The following is a 17,013-nucleotide window of genomic DNA, read 5'->3' as shown; positions in this document are numbered from 1 at the left end:
GCCATGATTTCTCAATCTTTGATGGACCTCTGGTACGGCTTCGGCGTCGCCTTCCAGTGGCACAACCTGATGTGGTCGTTCTTCGGCGTGCTGGTGGGCAACCTCATCGGCGTGCTGCCCGGCATGGGCGCGCTGTCGGCCATTTCCATTCTGCTGCCGCTGACCTACGTAATGCATCCGGTGCCCGCCATCCTGATGCTGGCCGGCATCTTCTACGGTTCGCAGTACGGCGGCGCCATCGGCGCGATCCTGCTCAACCTGCCTTCGCATCCGCCGCACGCGGTCACCTGCCTGGACGGCTATCCGCTGACCAAACAGGGCAAGGGCGGAACCGCGCTCGGCATCACGATGATCTGTTCGTTCTTCGCCGCGTCGGTGGGGATCATCGTCATGATCTTCGCGTCGCCGCTGCTGGTTGAAGTGGCGTTCAAGTTCGGTCCCACCGAGATCTTTTCGATCATGCTGTTGGGCCTCTTGGCCGGCGCCACGATGTCGCGCGGCTCGCCGCTCAAGGGCGTGGCGATGACCTTGTTCGGCCTGATGTGCGGCGTGGTGGGCACGGACGTGAATACCGGCACCATCCGCTTTTCGTTCGGGCTGCTGGACCTGTCCGACGGCCTGGAACTGGTGGCGATTTCCATGGGCCTGTTCGGCGTGGCCGACTTCCTCATGAGCGTCAACCGCATGACCATCATCGGCAGCGGCGCCAAGCTGCGCCTGCGCGACATGCGGCCCAGCAAGCAGGAACTCAAGACCGCGTTCTGGCCCATGGTGCGCGGCACGGCGGTAGGCACGCTGTTCGGCGCCATGCCCGGCACCGGCCCCACCATCACCACCTTCGTGGCCTATGCGCTGGAGCGCAAGATCTCCAAGACGCCCGAGAAGTTCGGCACCGGCATGATCGCCGGCGTGGCGTCGCCGGAAGCGTCCTCGCACTCCAAGACGCAGGTCGACTTCATCCCCACGATGAGTCTGGGCATCCCCGGCGACGCCGTGATGGCGCTGATCCTGGGCGCGCTGCTGATCCAGGGCATCCAGCCCGGCCCGCAGCTGATCACCGAGCATCCGGACATCTTCTGGGGCCTGATCGCCAGCTTCTGGGTGGGTAACGTGCTGCTCATGGTGCTGAACGTGCCGCTGATCGGCGTGTGGGTGAAGTTGCTGCAGGTGCCGTACCGCTACCTGTTCCCGTCGGCGCTGTTCTTCATCGCGGTGGGGGTGTTCAGCACCCAGAACAGTCTCTTCCAGATTTGGGAGGTGCTGGCTTTCGGTGTGATCGGCGCCATCCTCATGACGCTGGAATTCTCGGTCGCGCCCATCCTGCTCGGCTTCGTGCTTGGCCCCATGGTCGAAGAGAACTTCCGCCGCGCGTTGCTGCTGTCCCGCGGCGATCTGGCGGTGTTCGTGGAGCGCCCGATCAGCGCGTGGTTCATCGGCGCGAGCGCCTTGCTGGTCTTCCTGCAGGTGTGGGCCTTCCTGCGCCGCAACAAGAACAAGGGCAAAGGCAAGCCCGAGGTGCCGCAGGCGGCCTGAGCGCTTTTCCGTTTGTCTGCACGCGGCCCGGCCATATGCCGGGCCGTTTGATTTGTGCGGCGGCATCCCTCATGCTTGAGGCTTCCCGAGCCTGCACACAGAGCCACCATGCACATACTCTTTGCCTGTCCCCACCATGATCCCGCCGCCTGGGTTCCGCTGCTGGAAGCCGCCATGCCCGGATGCCGCATTTCCGTGTGGAATCCGGACGGCCCGCCCTCGGGCGCGCAGGCGGCGCTGGTGTGGCGTCCGCCGGCCGAACTCTTCAAGCACGAAACCGGCCTGACCACGCTGTTCAATCTGGGCGCGGGCGTCGACGCCTTGCTGAAGATGCCCGAGATTCCGCCGCAGGTGCGCATCGTCCGCCTGGAAGACGCGGGCATGTCGGTGCAGATGGCGGAATACGCGCTGTATGCGCTGCTGCGCGTCTCGCGCGATTTCGAAGCGTTCGACCATGCGCAGGCGCGGCAGCATTGGGACACCCGTGAAGGTTCGCGGCAGGCGGACTGGCCGGTGGGCGTGCTGGGCCTGGGGCAGGTAGGCGCCAGGGTCGCTCAGACCCTGGCCGAATTCGGCTACCCCGTGGCGGGTTGGTCGCGCACGCCGCGCGAGATTCCCGGCGTCGAAACCTTTGCGGGAGCGGCCGCCTTGCCGGCGTTCCTGGCCCGCACGCGCTTCCTGGTGAACGTGCTGCCGCTTACGCCGGACACGGTCGGCATCCTCAACCGCGAAACGCTGTCGCAACTGCTGCCGCATGCGCATCTGGTCAACGTCGGCCGGGGCGAGCATCTGGTCGAGGACGATCTGGTGCAGATGCTCGAAGAAGGCGAGATCGACGGCGCCACGCTGGACGTCTTCCACACCGAGCCCTTGCCCAAGGACCACGCGTTCTGGCGCGATGCGCGCGTGCATGTGACGCCGCACATCGCGGCGCGCACCTTGCGCGACGAGAGCATCCGCCAGATCGCGGGCAAGGTCGCGCAGCTGCAGCGCGGCGAAGCCATCACCGGCGTGGTGGACCGCTCGCGCGGCTACTGAGCCGGCGGCAGCGGCGCCTTTTCCAGCCGCTGATACATCGCGGGCAGGCGCTCCGACAGGAAATCGAGCAGGGCGCGCACGGCGGGCATCATGCCCCGCCGCGACGGATAGATGCAATGCACGATGCCCTCGGGCGACTGCCATTGCGGCAGAACCTGCACCAGCTGGCCGCGCCGCAGCTGTTCATGCGTGGCGATCGAGGGTAGCAGGGCGATGCCGCGGCCGCGCACCGCGGCCTCGGTCAGCACGATGAAGTCGTTGCATGACAGCTGCGGCTTCAATTCCACGTGCACCTCTTCACCCTTGTCGTTGCGTAGCGGCCAGCGCACTTCGTTTTGCGGATCGCTGAAGCTCAGCGTGGTGTGCGTGGCGAGATCCTGCGGGCTGTCGGGCGTGCCATGGCGCTGCAGATAGCTGGGGCTGGCGACCAGCGTGCCGCGCGCCGTGCCGAAGTGGCGCACGACCAGTTCGGCGTCGGTATCCAGCTTGGTGCGCACGCGCAGGGCCAGGTCCACGCCCTCGCGGATCAGGTCCACGCGGCGGTTGGTCACCAGCAACTGCACCGACACGGCGGGCCAGGCGTCCAGGAATTCGGGCAACAGCGGCGACAGCACGTCCTGCGCGATGGACACGGGGCAGCTCACGATCACGGGGCCGGTGGGCTCGGCCTGCAGTTGCCGCATGGCGTCGTCGGCGGCGCGCGCCGATGCGGCCATTTCGCGGCAATAGTGCAGATAACGCTCGCCGGCCGAGGTCAGGCGCAAGCGCCGCGTCGTGCGCTGCAAAAGACGCACGCCCAGGCTTTCCTCCAGGTGCGAGATCCGGCGCGACAAGCGGGATTTCGGGATGTCCAACACCCTGGCCGCGGCGCTGAAGCCCCCCTGTTCGACTACCTGGGAAAAGTAGTAGAGGTCGTTGAGATCTTGCATGATTGTTCTATTCCTGGAACGAATAGTTCATCATAACCGGATTTATGTGAACAATTAACCCGTCTACAGTGACGCCATGCACTCGGGATCTGATCAAAGCCTACGGATCCTGACCGCCCGCAGCGAGCGGGCCCTCACTGGAGAAATTTGCAATGAAGACCCTGGTTATCCTTTCCTCTATTCTCGGCGATCGTTCCAACAGCAAGCAATTGGCCGATCACCTGATCAACCGCGTCAAGGCGTCTAATCCGGCCGCGGCCATCAAGGTTCGCGACATCGGCGCCCAGCCCATTCCGTACTTCGACGGAAACACCGCTGGCGCGCTGTTCACCCCGGCCGATGCCCGCAGCGTGGACCAGCAACGCCTGGTTGAGATGAGCGATGCTCTGGTAGCCGAATTGATGGAGGCCGATCGCGTGGTCTTCGCCGTTCCGGTCTACAACTTCAACATGCCCGCCCAGTTCAAGAGCTATCTCGATCATCTCGCCCGCGCCGGCGTCACCTTCCGCTATACCCCCGAAGGCGTGCCCGAAGGCCTGGTCAAGGGCAAGCAGGTGTTCGTGCTGACCGCTCGCGGCGGCAAGGCCGAAGGCACGCCTTCGGACACGATGACGCCTTACCTGCGCCAGATGCTGGCCTTCCTGGGCATGACCGACGTCACCTTCATCGCCGCCGAAGGCATGGCCATGGGCGAAGTGGCAGCGCTGGAAGGCATGGCGCAGGCCAAGCAGCGCATCGACGCGCTGCTGCCCGCCGCGCAGCAGGACAGCCTGGCCGCGTAAGCGCAGGCGTCCAAAGCAAAAGGCGAGCCTTGCGGCTCGCCTTTTTTTTGCCGCAAGGGCAGGGCTCAGTCGCGCAGGCGCTTGATCAGGCTGGAGGTATCCCAGCGGCCGCCGCCCAGCTTCTGCACGTCGCCATAGAACTGGTCCACCAGGGCCGTCAGGGGCAGGCGCGCGCCATTGTGGCGGGCTTCGGCCAGCACCAGGCCCAGATCCTTGCGCATCCAGTCCACCGCGAAGCCGAAGTCGAACTTGTCGTCGACCATGGTGCCGCCGCGGTTCTCCATCTGCCAGCTCTGCGCCGCGCCCTTGCTGATCACGTCCAGCACCAGCTTCATGTCCAGATCGGCAGCCTGGCCGAAGGCGATCGCCTCGGACAGACCCTGCACCACGCCTGCGATGCAGATCTGGTTGACCATCTTGGCCAGTTGGCCGGCTCCGGGCGGACCCACCAGCGTGACCGCGCGGCCGAAGCTCTGCGCCACGGGCTTGATCGCATCGAACACGGCTTGTTCACCGCCGCACATGATGGTCAGCACGCCGTTGACCGCGCCTGCCTGCCCGCCCGACACCGGCGCGTCGACGAAATTCAGGCCCAGGTCCTTGGCCTGCGCGTAGAGTTCGCGCGCCACGTCGGCGGACGCGGTGGTGTGGTCGACGAAGACCGCGCCTGGCGTCATGCCGGCGAACGCGCCGTCGGGACCCAGCACCACGCTGCGCAGGTCGTCGTCATTGCCGACGCAGGCGAACACGATCTGCGCGCCGGCCACGGCTTCGCGCGGCGTGGCTGCGCTCTTGCCGCCGAACTCGGCGACCCAGGCCTGGGCCTTGGCCGGCGAGCGGTTGTAGACCGTGACGTCATGTCCCGCACGCGCCAGATGGCCGGCCATGGGCAGGCCCATCACGCCCAAACCGAGGAAAGTGACTTTCTGGGGTACGACAGCGTCGTAGCTCTTGGTACCGATCGTTGCCATGCAGGGGACTCCGCTTTATGTGATTGGGGCCATCAGGGGCGCTGGCGCCAGTAAACAGGCCCTAACCTTAACGCAATCAAAAGCCCGCGGCGAGTCCATCGCGCCGGCTGTCGCTGGCGCTGACATACCCGTCCACCGCCGGGTCGCCCAGGCGCCAGATGAACTGTCCCGAGCCGAAGTCCATGTAGGGATCCGCCATGCTTTCGAGCACGTGGCCGCGGGCGCGCAGCCCCTCGGCGACGGCCGCGGGCAGGCCGGCCTCCGCGTCCAGCGACAGCCCATGGTTCCATTTCCAGCGAGGCGCGTCGCAGGCGGCCTGCGGCTGCTGGCCGTAGTCCAGCATTCGCACCAGCGTCTGCACCTGCCCCTGGGGCTGCATATTGCCCCCCATGACCCCAAAACTCATGACGGGTGCGCCATTGCGCATCAGGAAGCCCGGGATGATGGTGTGGAAGGGGCGCTTGCCGCCCGCCACCGCATTGGGGTGGCCAGGGTCGGTGCTGAAGCAATGGCCGCGGTTCTGCAGGCTGACGCCGGTGCCTGGGACCACCACGCCGGAGCCGAAGCCCATGTAGTTCGACTGGATGAAGCTGACCATCATGCCGCACTTGTCCGCGGCCGTCAGGTAGACAGTGCCGCCGCGCGGCGCGTGGCCGCTGGCGTGGGCCTGCGCCGCATTAGGGTCGATCAGGCGCGCCCGCTGCGCCAGATAGTCCGCGGCCAGCATCTGTTCGGGCGTGACCTGCATGTGTTGTGCGTCGGCCACGTGCGCGTAGACATCGGCAAACGCCAGCTTCATCGCCTCGATCAGCAGGTGCTGGGTTGCGGGGTGATCCACCGGGCGGGCCGCCACGTCGAAGTTCTGCAGGATGCCCAGGGCGATCAGGGCGGCGATGCCCTGGCCGTTGGGCGGAATCTGATGCAGCGTGTGGCCGCGGTAGGCTTGGCTGATCGGCGCCACCCACTGCGGCGCGTAATCGCGCAGATCCGCCAGCGTCAGCGCGGCGTCGTGGGCCTGGGCATGCGCCACCAGCTTGTGGGCGGTCTCGCCTTCGTAGAAGTCCCGGCCGCCGCTGGCCGCAATGCGCTTGAGCGTGGCGGCCGCGCCTTGCAGCACGAAGTGCTCGCCGACCTGCGGTGCGCGGCCGCGTGGCAGGAAATGCTCGGCAAAGCCTGGCTGCGGCTGCAGGAGGTCGGCCTGCGCCGCCCACTTTTCCTGCACGATGGGCGACACGGCAAAGCCGCGCTCGGCATATTCGATGGCGGGCGCCAGCACATCGGCAAAGGACAACCGGCCCAGCCTTTCATGCAGGGCGGCCCAGCCCGCCACGCAGCCAGGCACCGTCACGCTGTCCCAGCCGCGCGTCGGGATGGCGCCCTGGTGCTTGCGCCGGAAGTAATCCATGTTCCAGGCTGCCGGCGCCGTACCCGAGGCATTCAGGCCATGCAACTTCGAGCCGTCCCAGACGATGGCGAAACAATCCGATCCCAGCCCGTTGCTGACCGGCTCCGTCAGGGCCAGCGTGGCGGCTGCGGCGATCGCCGCGTCGACGGCGTTGCCGCCTTGCGCCAGGATCCGCAAGCCCGCCTGGGCGGCCAGCGGCTGCGAGGTGGCAACCACGTTGCGTGCGAACACTGGGTGCCGGGTGGTGGGATAGGGGTTGTTCCAGTTGAAATTCATCTCGAATCATCGCGTGGGGTAAACCCCTAGCTTAACGTACGCGAACTGCGTTTGAACATAACCCGTATTGAGTTGTATTGATTGGTAGCGTCTATCGGACCGAATACCGTGCGCGCAAAGAAAAACCCCCGGGGCGGAACCCGGGGGTTTTCAGGGCGGGACTGCCGCAGCGAGGCGGCAGGCTGCGCTTTAGTCTTCTTCGACGAAGGTCTCTTCGCGCTTCTTGCGGATCGCCGGCAGGGCCACCAGGATCACCAGGAAGACGGCGACGGCCAGCAGCGAGGCCGACAGCGGACGCGTCACGAAGGTCGTGAAGTCGCCGCGCGACAGCAGCAGGGCGCGACGGAAGTTCTCTTCCATCATGGGGCCCAGCACCAGGCCCAGCAGCAGCGGTGCGCCTTCGCACTTCAGCTTGGACCACACGTAGCCGATGATGCCGAAGATGGCGGTGGTGAAGATGTCGAACGTGTTGTAGTTCAACGAGTACACGCCGATCGTGCAGAAGACCAGAATCGCCGGGAACAGGATGCGGTAGGGCACTTTCAGCAGCTTGACCCACAGGCCGATCAGCGGCAGGTTCAGCACCACCAGCATCAGGTTGCCGATCCACATCGAGGCGATCAGGCCCCAGAACAGCTCCGGGTGGCTCGTCATGACTTGCGGGCCGGGCTGGATGTTGTGGATGGTCATCGCGCCGACCATCAGCGCCATCACGGCGTTACCCGGGATGCCCAGGGTCAGCAGCGGGATGAACGAGGTCTGGGCAGCGGCGTTGTTCGCCGATTCCGGGCCAGCCAGGCCGGCCGGGTGGCCCTTGCCGAAGCGTTCCGGATTGCGCGAGATCTTCTTTTCCAGCGTGTAGGAAGCGAACGACGACAACACGGCGCCACCGCCAGGCAGGATGCCCAGGGCCGAACCCAGAGCCGTGCCGCGCAGCACAGCGGGGGCGGCTTCCTTGAATTCCTGCTTGTTGGGATACAGCGAGCCGATCTTGTCGGTGATGTCGACGCGGTTTTCCTTCTGCTCGAGGTTGGTCATGATTTCGGCGAAGCCGAACACGCCCATGGCCACGATGGCGAAGTCGATGCCGTCTTGCAGTTCGGGGATGCCGAAGTCGAAGCGGGCGACGCCCGAGTTCACGTCGGTGCCCACCATGCCCAGCAGCAGACCCAGCAGGATCATCGCGATGGCCTTGGGCAGCGAACCCGAAGCCAGCACCACGGCGCCGACCAGGCCCAGGCACATCAGCGAGAAGTACTCGGCCGGGCCGAACTTGAACGCGACTTCAGCCAGCGGGGGCGCGAAGGCGGCCAGCAGCAGCGTGGCCACGCAGCCTGCGAAGAACGAACCCAGCGCGGCGATTGCCAGCGCGGCGCCAGCACGGCCGTTGCGGGCCATCTGGTGGCCGTCCAGCACGGTCACCACCGCGGACGTTTCCCCTGGCAATGCCACGAGAATTGCCGTTGTGGAGCCGCCGTATTGGGCGCCGTAGTAGATGCCTGCCAGCATGATCAGGCCGGCCACCGGGGGCAGCACGTACGTGATCGGCAGCAGCATAGCGATGGTCGGGACAGGGCCGATGCCCGGCAGCACGCCGATCAGCGTGCCCAGGATGCAGCCCAGCAAGGCATAGGCCAGGTTCTCGGGCGTGAACGCCACCGAGAAGCCCAGCATGAGGTTGTCAAACAATTCCATGGCCGAAGGCTCCTTAGTTCATGCCCAGAAACGACGGCCACAGCGGGAAAATCAGCCCCAGCCCCTTGACGAATGCCAGATACGAGAACACCACCAGGAAGATGCCGTTGGCGACGGCGACCTTCAGGCTGAACTCATGGCTGGCCAGGCTGCTGACCACAACCAGAACGAATACCGAGATGTAGATGCCCAGCAGTTTGAGGATGAAGCCGTAGAGCACGACCGATCCGACCACCAGGAACACGATGCGCCAATCGAACTTGTCGACGTGGGTTTCGTGCGCCTTCTTGGACATCGAGCCAAGCAGCACGATGGCGCCCAGCAATGCCAGAACTATGCCTAGCCAGAAAGGAAAATACCCTGGGCCCATTCGGGCGGCAGTACCCATTTGGTAGCTGCTGGCCTGCCAGGCGAATCCCAGTCCAAGGGCGATGAACATCACCCCCGACCAGAAGTCCTGTCGATTGCGTAGCTGCATGATTGGTTGGCTCCTGTTTACAGCATGTAGATAAAAAGGTCTGTGGCCAATCCCGCCGACAGGCGAGTGACAGGCACAAAAAAGGCACTTCGGGGTGCCATTTGTTCTTATGAAAGGTAAGGCTGGGATTCTTGAAAGGGCGAATGGTAATGGACGCCCGCCACGCTGCAAACCCTGTAAGGTCGGTGAAAGGCTGGGGTTTTCCCTAGAATTCGGGAACTCCCGACCCCGAGTTGTAACGGGTCAGGAAGTTTGAGGGCTTTTTGAAAGCTAAGTGAAAGTTTATAGAAAGAAAGACGAAAGCAGGGTCGGCCGGATGCGTGGCTTTCGAATGAGGGAGGGATAAATCCTACTGAATATTGCCGGGTTTCTCACCTTGCGTGAAGAGACCCCGTTCAACTCAGGATGGTTTACGATAGCGCCCATGCTGCAAGATCTAGACCAACTCGCCGCCCGCATAGGGCAACTGGTGCAACGCACCCGGCAACTCCACGCAGAGCGTGACGCGTTGCGCCAACGCTTGAACGAAACCGAAGCTGAGCAGCGTGTGCTCAAGCAGCGCGCCGCCGAGCGCGAGGCCGAAATCGTCACGCTCCAGAGCAAGCTTCAGGATCACGACGGCGCGGTCACCTCCATGCTCGAGCAAGCCCAGCAGGCCGAGGCCGCGCTGCGCGAGCAACTGGCCCGCGAAACCTCCGAGCGCCAGTCGCTCGAGTCGCGTTTCTCCGCCCGTGAAACCGAATTGCAGGGTAGCTTGCAGACCCGCGACACCGAATTACAGCGCTTGCGCGTGGCCGCCGCATCGGCCCGCGAGCGCATCGACGCCGTGCTGGCCCGCCTGCCGGGCGCACCGTCTGGAGAGCAACACTGATGGAACGCGTAGATGTCACCATACTGGGGCGCGACTATTCCCTGGCGTGTTCCGCCGAAGAGAAGCCGACGCTGCTGGCCGCCGTGCGCCACGTGGACCAACTGATGCTGCGCATCCAGGGCACGGGCAAGGTCTCCAGCAATGAACGCATCGCCGTGATGGCCGCGCTGCAAGTCGCGGGCGAGCTGCTCGCCATGAAAGCGCCCGATGGTCCGCTGGGCGGTTTGGCGGTCGGCGACTTCAAGCGTAGAATCGAGGACATGAACGCAGTACTCGATGACGCCTTGTCGGGTCAGGAAAAACTGCTCTGACAGTTCATAAAAGCAGTATTCAAGTATTTTCAGTTTGTCCCTGCCGTGTTCGTGACTAGGCCATACATTCTCTGAACCTATGTCTTTTGGCATATTGGTTGCGGGAGTGCAGAGCTGGAGTGATCGTCTCCTGTAGACGAACCCGACGCTCTTCGGAACGCGACCACCTTGAACCTCAGGGTTCGAGATGCCGGCCTTGACGGCACAGGCGGGGCATCTATCCCAGCGGGCCTGCCATAAGAGCAGGTCCGCCTCGGGCGCCTCCCCACTCCCCTTCGTCCTCCCTCTAGGACCAGTCCATGTTCAAACACCCTGTTTTCTCGCTGACCAAACTCGGCGCGGCGTGCGCAACCGTGGCCGCTCTGAGCGCCGCGCCGCTCGCCCATGCCCAGACCCAGGCGCCCGCCGCCGCGGCGGAAGCGTCGGCCAGCCGCGCCCCGGAACTGACTCTGCAGGCCAATGCGTCTTCTGAAGTCAAGCAGGACACGGTCCGCATTTCCCTGTCCGCCGAAGTCGAGGCGCCCGACCAGCCCGCCGCAGGCAAGAAGCTGAGCGCGGCCTTGGACGACGTGGTCAAGCGTGCGCGCGACACCAAGGGCGTGGAAGTGCGCACCGGCGGCTACAACGTCTGGCCGAACACTTCCAGCAAGGGCAAGATCGGTTCGTGGCGCGGCCAGGGCGAAGTGATCCTGGAATCGAAGGACTTCGAAGCCGCGGCCGCTCTGGCGTCCAAGCTGTCCGACAAGACCGCCATCTCCAACATCAGCTTCCTGCTGTCGCGCGAAGTGCGCGAGGCCGAAGAGCGCAAGCTGCTCAAGGAAGCCGCGCAAGCCTTCAAGGACCGCGCGCTGGCCGCAGCCAACGCCTTCGGTTTCTCGGGCTACCGCCTGTCCAAGTTGGAACTGGGCGGCTCGGGCGGCCCCGTGCCGATGCCGCGCATGATGGGCGCCGCGGCCATGGCCAAGGATGCCTCGGGCGGCTATAGCCCGGACGTCCCGCTGGAAGCGGGCAACGTCACGGTCAGCATCGCGGTCAACGGGACGATCGTTTTGCAGTAAGGCTGAACATGATGGCGCCCAGGGCGACCATCGGCACGGACAGCCACTGTCCCATGCTCAACCCGCCCGCGAGCAGGCCCAGGAAGTTGTCTGGCTCGCGGGTGAATTCCACCAGGAAGCGGAACGTTCCGTAACCCATCAGGAAGAGCCCGCTCACCTGGCCCAGCGGGCGCGGTTTGCTCGAAAACCACCACAGCAGTGCAAACAGCACGATGCCTTCCAGGCCCAGTTCATAGAGCTGCGAGGGGTGGCGCGGCAGTCCGTCGCCGCTGCCCGGAAACACCATGGCCCACGGCACATCGGTGGGCCGGCCCCAGAGTTCGCCATTGATGAAGTTGCCCAGGCGGCCAAAACCCAGCCCCAGCGGAATCAGCGGCGCGATGAAATCGCTGACCGCGAAGAACGGCAGCTTCTTCTTGCGGGCGAACAGCAGCATCACCACGATCACGCCGATCAGCCCGCCATGGAACGACATGCCGCCCTGCCACAGGTACAGCACTTCCAGCGGATGGGACAGGTAGTAAGAGGGCTTGTAGAACAGCACATAACCCAGCCGTCCGCCCAGCACCACGCCCAGCACGCTATAGAAGATCAGGTCTTCCAGATCCTTCACGTTCAGTGACGTAGTGTGGCCGGAGGTGATGCGGCGGCGTCCCAGCAGGTACACCAGGGCGAAGCCCACCAGGTACATCAGTCCGTACCAGTGGATGGCAAGCGGCCCGATCTGCAGGGCGACGGGATCAAATTGGGGATATTGCAGCATGTTCTGCCCGACACAATAAAGTTGAATGATAATAACCGGCGAACATTGAAGATTCGCGCGCAAGCGAGCCAGTTCCCCCGGGGCGGTTGCCATGTCCGAGCCCCGGCGGCCGACAGGAGACAGACCATGCCGAACAACGATCGTTCCCGCCACATCACCCACGGTGTCGCGCGCGCGCCCAACCGCGCCATGTATTACGCGCTGGGCTATCAGGAAGCCGACTTCGAAAATCCCATGATCGGCGTGGCCAATGGCCATTCGACGATCACGCCTTGCAATAGCGGCCTGCAACGCCTGGCCGATGCGGCCATCGACGCCATCCGCGCATCGCAGGCCAATCCCCAGGTATTCGGCACGCCCACCATTTCCGACGGCATGTCCATGGGCACCGAGGGCATGAAGTACTCGCTGGTCTCCCGCGAGGTCATCGCCGACTGCATCGAGACCGCGGCGCAAGGACAGTGGATGGACGGCGTGGTCGTGATAGGCGGCTGCGACAAGAACATGCCCGGCGGCATGATCGCACTGGCCCGCACCAACGTGCCTGGCATCTATGTCTATGGCGGCACCATCAAGCCCGGCCACTACAAGGGCAACGATCTCACCATCGTCTCCGTCTTCGAGGCCGTGGGCGAATACACCATGGGCCGCATGCCCGAAGAAGATTTCAAGCAGATCGAGAAGTGCGCGATTCCCGGTTCCGGGTCCTGTGGCGGCATGTACACCGCCAACACCATGAGTTCCGCGTTCGAAGCCATGGGCATGAGCCTGCCGTACTCCAGCACCATGGCCAACGAGGACGAGGAAAAGGTCGCCTCCGCCGCGGAGTCTGCGCGCGTGCTGGTCGAGGCGGTCAGGAAGGGCTTGCGCCCGCGCGACATCATCACGCGCGAATCCATCGAAAACGCGGTGTCCGTCATCATGGCCACGGGCGGCTCCACCAACGCCGTGCTGCATTTCCTGGCAATCGCGCATGCCGCGGAAGTGCCGTGGACCATCGACGACTTTGAACGCATCCGCAAGCGCGTGCCTGTCCTGTGCGACCTGAAACCGTCCGGCAAATATGTCGCCACCGACCTGCATCGCGCCGGCGGCATTCCGCAGGTCATGAAGCTGCTGCTCAATGCGGGTCTTCTGCACGGCGACTGCATCACCATCACCGGCAAGACCATCGCCGAGACCCTGGCTGATGTGCCCGACGCGCCCCGGGCGGACCAGGACGTCATCATGCCGCTGGACCGGGCGCTGTATCCGCAGGGTCATCTCGCCATCCTGAAAGGCAATCTCTCCCCCGAAGGCTGTGTCGCCAAGATCACCGGCCTGAAGAATCCCGTCATCACGGGCCCGGCGCGCGTCTTCGATTCCGAAGACGACGCCATGACGGCCATCATGGCGCGTGAGATCCGCGATGGCGATGTGGTGGTCATCCGCTACGAAGGACCCAAAGGCGGCCCTGGTATGCGCGAGATGCTCGCGCCCACCTCCGCGCTGGTCGGCCAGGGGCTGGGCGAAACGGTGGGGTTGATCACCGACGGCCGTTTTTCCGGCGGCACCTGGGGCATGGTCGTGGGCCACGTCGCGCCAGAGGCTTTCGTGGGCGGTCCCATTGCGCTGATCCGCGAGGGCGATTCGGTTACCATCGATGCCCACAAGCTGCTGTTGCAGCTCAATATCAGCGACGAAGAAATGGCGGCTCGTCGCCAGGCCTGGGTGCAGCCCCGGCCGCGTTATACACGCGGTGTGCTTGCCAAGTTCGGCAAGCTCGCCAGCACCGCGAGCCGTGGGGCAGTTACCGATGCATTTGAAGAGTAGTCTGTTGTTGGCCGCCGCCTGCGTCCTGGGCGCGGGGGCGGCGCAAGCGCAAACCACCGGGTTGGATCTGGCCAAGAACAAGGCCTGTATGGCCTGCCACCAGGTCGAAGCCAAGCGCGTCGGCCCGCCGCTCAAGAGCGTGGCCGAGCGCTATGCGGGGCAGGGCGATGCCATGGTCGATTACCTGGCAGGCAAGATCCGCGGCGGCGGCCGCGGCGCCTGGGGCGCCGTGCCCATGCCCGCGCAAACCCAGGTCAGCCCGGACGACGCCCGCGCGCTCGCCGAATGGATCTTGTCGCTGGCTCCCCCCAAGCAGTAGTCTTGTTCTCTCGCGCTCCAAGCACAAAGCCGGAGCGCCGGGCCGCATTCCGCGGCCCTTTATCAGGAAGGAATCGTCATGGCAGAACAACCCTCTCCGGGCAATGAGGTCGCGGTACTTGGCGGCGGCTGCTTCTGGTGCGTCGAAGCGGTGTTCGCCGAGCTGCGCGGGGTCAAGAGCGTGCTGCCCGGCTACAGCGGCGGGCATGTGGACAATCCCAGCTACGAGCAGGTCTGCGGCAAGGACACGGGACACATCGAAGTGGCCCGCATCGAGTTCGATCCCGCTGAACTGTCCTACAGCGACTTGCTGCGCGTATTCTTCGCGACCCACGACCCCACCACGCCGGGCCGCCAGGGCAATGACGTCGGTCCGCAATACGAATCCGCCATCTTCTGGCAGAACGAGGCGCAGCGCGAGCAGGCGCAAGCCGTCATTGCCGAGGTCAATGCCCAGCAAATCTACGATGCGCCCATCGTGACGCACGTGCTGCCGCCCGCCAAGTTCTGGCAGGCCGAGGACTACCACAGCAACTACTTCGCTCTGCATCCCGAGCAAGGCTATTGCCAATTCGTGATCGCGCCCAAGGTCGCCAAGTTCCGCAAGCAGTTTCAGGACCGGCTGCAAAAGTAGCAGGCAAAAAAAACCTCACCACAAGGTGAGGTTTCAAAGCCAGCGCCGATGCCCGAGCACCGGGCGCTGGCGGGGGAAGTCTTTATTCGACGGTCTTCACCACGCCGCGCCGCATCTGATCCAGTTCGATCGACTCGAACAGGGCCTTGAAGTTGCCTTCGCCGAAGCCGTCGTTGCCCTTGCGCTGGATGATCTCGAAGAAGATCGGGCCGATCTGGTTTTCGGTGAAAATCTGCAGCAGCAGGCCGCCGCCGGGGGCGCCGTCCAATAGGATGCGGTTCTTCTGCAGGCGCGCCACGTCTTCGCCGTGGTTCGGCAGACGGCGGTCCAGCAGCTCGTAGTAGGTTTCGGGCGTGTCCAGGAACACCACGCCATTTTGGCGCAGCGCCTCGATGGTGGCGTAGATGTCTTCCGTGGCCATGGCGATGTGCTGGATGCCTTCACCGCGGTACAGGTCCAGGTATTCCTGGATCTGGCCTTTCTCTTCCGTGCCTTCCTCGTTGATCGGAATGCGGATATTGCCGCAAGGCGAGGTCATGGCCTTGGACTTCACGCCCGTCACCTTGCCTTCGATGTCGAAATAGCGCACTTCGCGGAAATTGAAGAGGCGTTCGTAGAACTCGGCCCACTCGGCCATGCGGCCCTTGTGCACGTTGTGCGTCAGGTGGTCCACCAGCGTCAGGCCGGCGCCGCGGTGATTCAGGTCGGCTTGGGCGTTTTGCGGATCCACGGGCACGAAGTCCACGTCATAGATGCTGATGTCGCCGATACCGCCGTGGCCGTCCTTGCCGCTCCAGCGATCCACCAGGTAGATAAGCGAATCGCCGATGCCCTTGATCGCCGGAATGTTCAGTTCCATCGGGCCGCTGTGCGAATCGAAGCCCCACGCGCCCAGTTCCAGGGCGCGCTTGTAGGCGGCGTTGGCATCTTGCACACGGAAGCCGATCGCACAGATCGACGGGCCATGCAGGCGCGCGAAACGCTGGGCGAAGGAATCCGGTTCTGCGTTGATCAGGAAGTTCACGCCGCCTTGGCGGTACAGGGTCACGTCCTTGTGGCGGTGCTTGGCGATGGCCTTGAAGCCCAGCAGTTCGAACACCTTGCGCAGCGCGGCGGGATCCGGCGCGGCATATTCAATGAACTCGAACCCGGCGGTACCCATCGGGTTGTCCCAGGGTTGGAAAGCGCTGCTCATAAGTCTGCTCCCTTGCATCGTTTTTAAGGACGACTTGTTCTTCAAGTCTAGACGGAGATTGTAGGAAGGAACGACGGGCAGACAATTGCAAACATGTCGCGAAAGCCATTGAGTTGAGCAATAATATTGCCGGATAGAAAACATTAAGGGCTGAAAATGTCTGACATTGAGCTGGATAGGACAGATATACGGATTCTGGCCGAACTGCAGCGTGATGGTCGCCTCAGCAACCAGGAGTTGGCCGACCGTGTGTCGCTGTCGCCCAGCCCCTGTTTGCGGCGGGTCCGCCGGCTGGAAGAGAAAGGCTTCATCAAGAAGTACGTCGCCCTGATCGACGCGAAGAAGGTCGGCTTGGGCCTGCTCGCCTACGTAAACATCCGTCTGAACAAGCACAGCGGATCCAGTCATGCTCCCATGAGCGACTTCGCCCGCGATGTGCAGCTATGGCCGGAGGTGGTGGAGTGCTACGCCATGTCCGGAGACATGGACTACCTGCTGCGGATACAGGTTGCCGACCTGGCGCATTTCTCCCGCTTCGCCATGGATACGCTGATGCGCCATCCCGCAGTGGTAGACATGCGTTCATTCTTCGCCCTTCAGCAGATCAAGGAAACCACAGAGCTCCGGCTTTAGCTATGGCCTTCAGCCACTCTCTATATATAGGTACCGCTCTTTGGGGTTTGCAGTGAGGTTGTCGAGGACGAGCAGTGCGTCCCCCAAAAAAAGCATCCTCTAAAAAAAGGGTGTCACCTTCGCAATCCCGCCAAAATTCCGTGCTATAGTCTCGCTCCTTCGCGATTCGGGCAGTTTTGAAGCGCGAAGCCAAGCAAGCACGCGGGTTAGCTAAGGGAAACCAAGCCGGCCTGCCGCCAGGTCAGCAGCGATGTTGCCCAGCGGTTATTGCAAGGATTGCAACAAATTAGGCAGAAGCCAGTTGCGTAATC

At 63.9% G+C, this 17,013-nt stretch carries 17 protein-coding genes and 1 other RNA gene; 11 read left to right on the top strand and 7 right to left on the bottom strand.

Annotated features, from left to right (window positions below; genetic code table 11):
• The first annotated feature begins 3 nt into the window (after positions 1 to 3).
• Positions 4 to 1,533 (top strand): tripartite tricarboxylate transporter permease, encoded by a 1,530-nt coding sequence (locus IAG39_RS27460; RefSeq protein ID WP_059373021.1) that lies wholly within the window; start codon positions 4 to 6, stop codon positions 1,531 to 1,533.
• 108 nt (positions 1,534 to 1,641) lie between these two features.
• On the top strand, positions 1,642 to 2,571 hold the full coding sequence (locus IAG39_RS27455) for a 2-hydroxyacid dehydrogenase (protein ID WP_059373023.1): 930 nt from the start codon (positions 1,642 to 1,644) through the stop codon (positions 2,569 to 2,571).
• Here the strand turns inward: IAG39_RS27455 and IAG39_RS27450 are convergent.
• Positions 2,565 to 3,500, bottom strand: coding sequence for a LysR family transcriptional regulator (locus IAG39_RS27450; protein WP_059373024.1), 936 nt, complete (start codon positions 3,498 to 3,500; stop codon positions 2,565 to 2,567). The genes IAG39_RS27455 and IAG39_RS27450 overlap by 7 nt on opposite strands.
• 152 nt (positions 3,501 to 3,652) lie before the next feature.
• Between IAG39_RS27450 and IAG39_RS27445 the strand changes: the two genes are divergently transcribed.
• Entirely contained in the window at positions 3,653 to 4,282 is a 630-nt protein-coding gene (locus IAG39_RS27445) for an FMN-dependent NADH-azoreductase (protein ID WP_059373026.1), read from the top strand.
• 65 nt (positions 4,283 to 4,347) lie between these two features.
• Here the strand turns inward: IAG39_RS27445 and IAG39_RS27440 are convergent, their stop codons facing one another.
• From IAG39_RS27440 to IAG39_RS27425, 4 genes are all read right to left on the bottom strand, one after another.
• A complete protein-coding gene (locus IAG39_RS27440) occupies positions 4,348 to 5,253 on the bottom strand; it encodes an NAD(P)-dependent oxidoreductase (protein WP_118932590.1) in 906 nt (301 codons plus the stop codon).
• 76 nt (positions 5,254 to 5,329) lie between these two features.
• Positions 5,330 to 6,934: a gamma-glutamyltransferase family protein gene (locus IAG39_RS27435; RefSeq protein ID WP_118932591.1), complete on the bottom strand. Its 1,605-nt coding sequence runs from the start codon at positions 6,932 to 6,934 to the stop codon at positions 5,330 to 5,332.
• 189 nt (positions 6,935 to 7,123) lie between these two features.
• Entirely contained in the window at positions 7,124 to 8,629 is a 1,506-nt protein-coding gene (locus IAG39_RS27430; RefSeq protein WP_054458528.1) for a tripartite tricarboxylate transporter permease, read from the bottom strand.
• A 13-nt stretch (positions 8,630 to 8,642) separates the two neighbouring features.
• A complete protein-coding gene (locus IAG39_RS27425) occupies positions 8,643 to 9,107 on the bottom strand; it encodes a tripartite tricarboxylate transporter TctB family protein (RefSeq protein WP_059373032.1) in 465 nt (154 codons plus the stop codon).
• 424 nt (positions 9,108 to 9,531) lie between these two features.
• On the opposite strand from IAG39_RS27425, the gene IAG39_RS27420 reads away from it, so the two are divergent.
• From IAG39_RS27420 to IAG39_RS27405, 4 genes are all read left to right on the top strand, one after another.
• Positions 9,532 to 9,978, top strand: coding sequence for a hypothetical protein (locus IAG39_RS27420; RefSeq protein ID WP_054458532.1), 447 nt, complete (start codon positions 9,532 to 9,534; stop codon positions 9,976 to 9,978).
• A complete protein-coding gene (locus IAG39_RS27415) occupies positions 9,978 to 10,289 on the top strand; it encodes a cell division protein ZapA (protein WP_006388757.1) in 312 nt (103 codons plus the stop codon). Before IAG39_RS27420 ends, IAG39_RS27415 begins: the two co-directional genes overlap by 1 nt.
• A 34-nt stretch (positions 10,290 to 10,323) precedes the next feature.
• A non-coding RNA gene (gene ssrS, locus IAG39_RS27410) (6S RNA) lies at positions 10,324 to 10,508 on the top strand.
• Between the two features lie 80 nt (positions 10,509 to 10,588).
• Positions 10,589 to 11,347: an SIMPL domain-containing protein gene (locus IAG39_RS27405; RefSeq protein ID WP_118932592.1), complete on the top strand. Its 759-nt coding sequence runs from the start codon at positions 10,589 to 10,591 to the stop codon at positions 11,345 to 11,347.
• On the opposite strand, the gene lgt is transcribed toward IAG39_RS27405, so the two are convergent.
• Entirely contained in the window at positions 11,322 to 12,110 is a 789-nt protein-coding gene (gene lgt, locus IAG39_RS27400; protein ID WP_059373036.1) for a prolipoprotein diacylglyceryl transferase, read from the bottom strand. The genes IAG39_RS27405 and lgt overlap by 26 nt on opposite strands.
• Positions 12,111 to 12,236: 126 nt before the next feature.
• Here lgt and ilvD point away from each other — a divergent pair, with 126 nt between their 5' ends.
• From ilvD to msrA, 3 genes are all read left to right on the top strand, one after another.
• Positions 12,237 to 13,922 (top strand): dihydroxy-acid dehydratase, encoded by a 1,686-nt coding sequence (gene ilvD, locus IAG39_RS27395; RefSeq protein WP_059373038.1) that lies wholly within the window; start codon positions 12,237 to 12,239, stop codon positions 13,920 to 13,922.
• Entirely contained in the window at positions 13,906 to 14,241 is a 336-nt protein-coding gene (locus IAG39_RS27390; protein ID WP_054458538.1) for a c-type cytochrome, read from the top strand. Before ilvD ends, IAG39_RS27390 begins: the two co-directional genes overlap by 17 nt.
• Before the next feature lie 78 nt (positions 14,242 to 14,319).
• Complete coding sequence (gene msrA / locus IAG39_RS27385) at positions 14,320 to 14,874, top strand: peptide-methionine (S)-S-oxide reductase MsrA (RefSeq protein ID WP_059373039.1); 555 nt, start codon at positions 14,320 to 14,322, stop codon at positions 14,872 to 14,874.
• Between the two features lie 82 nt (positions 14,875 to 14,956).
• Here the strand turns inward: msrA and hppD are convergent, their stop codons facing one another.
• Positions 14,957 to 16,069, bottom strand: coding sequence for a 4-hydroxyphenylpyruvate dioxygenase (gene hppD, locus IAG39_RS27380; RefSeq protein ID WP_059373040.1), 1,113 nt, complete (start codon positions 16,067 to 16,069; stop codon positions 14,957 to 14,959).
• 156 nt (positions 16,070 to 16,225) lie between these two features.
• Between hppD and IAG39_RS27375 the strand changes: the two genes are divergently transcribed.
• On the top strand, positions 16,226 to 16,702 hold the full coding sequence (locus IAG39_RS27375; protein ID WP_054458545.1) for an Lrp/AsnC family transcriptional regulator: 477 nt from the start codon (positions 16,226 to 16,228) through the stop codon (positions 16,700 to 16,702).
• The last annotated feature ends 311 nt before the right edge of the window (positions 16,703 to 17,013 follow it).

Origin of the sequence: Achromobacter xylosoxidans (genome assembly GCF_014490035.1) — a bacterium.
Lineage (GTDB): Bacteria > Pseudomonadota > Gammaproteobacteria > Burkholderiales > Burkholderiaceae_B > Achromobacter > Achromobacter bronchisepticus_A.
The sequence above is the reverse complement of the archived record's forward strand: the minus strand, read 5'-3'. Positions and strand labels throughout refer to the sequence as shown.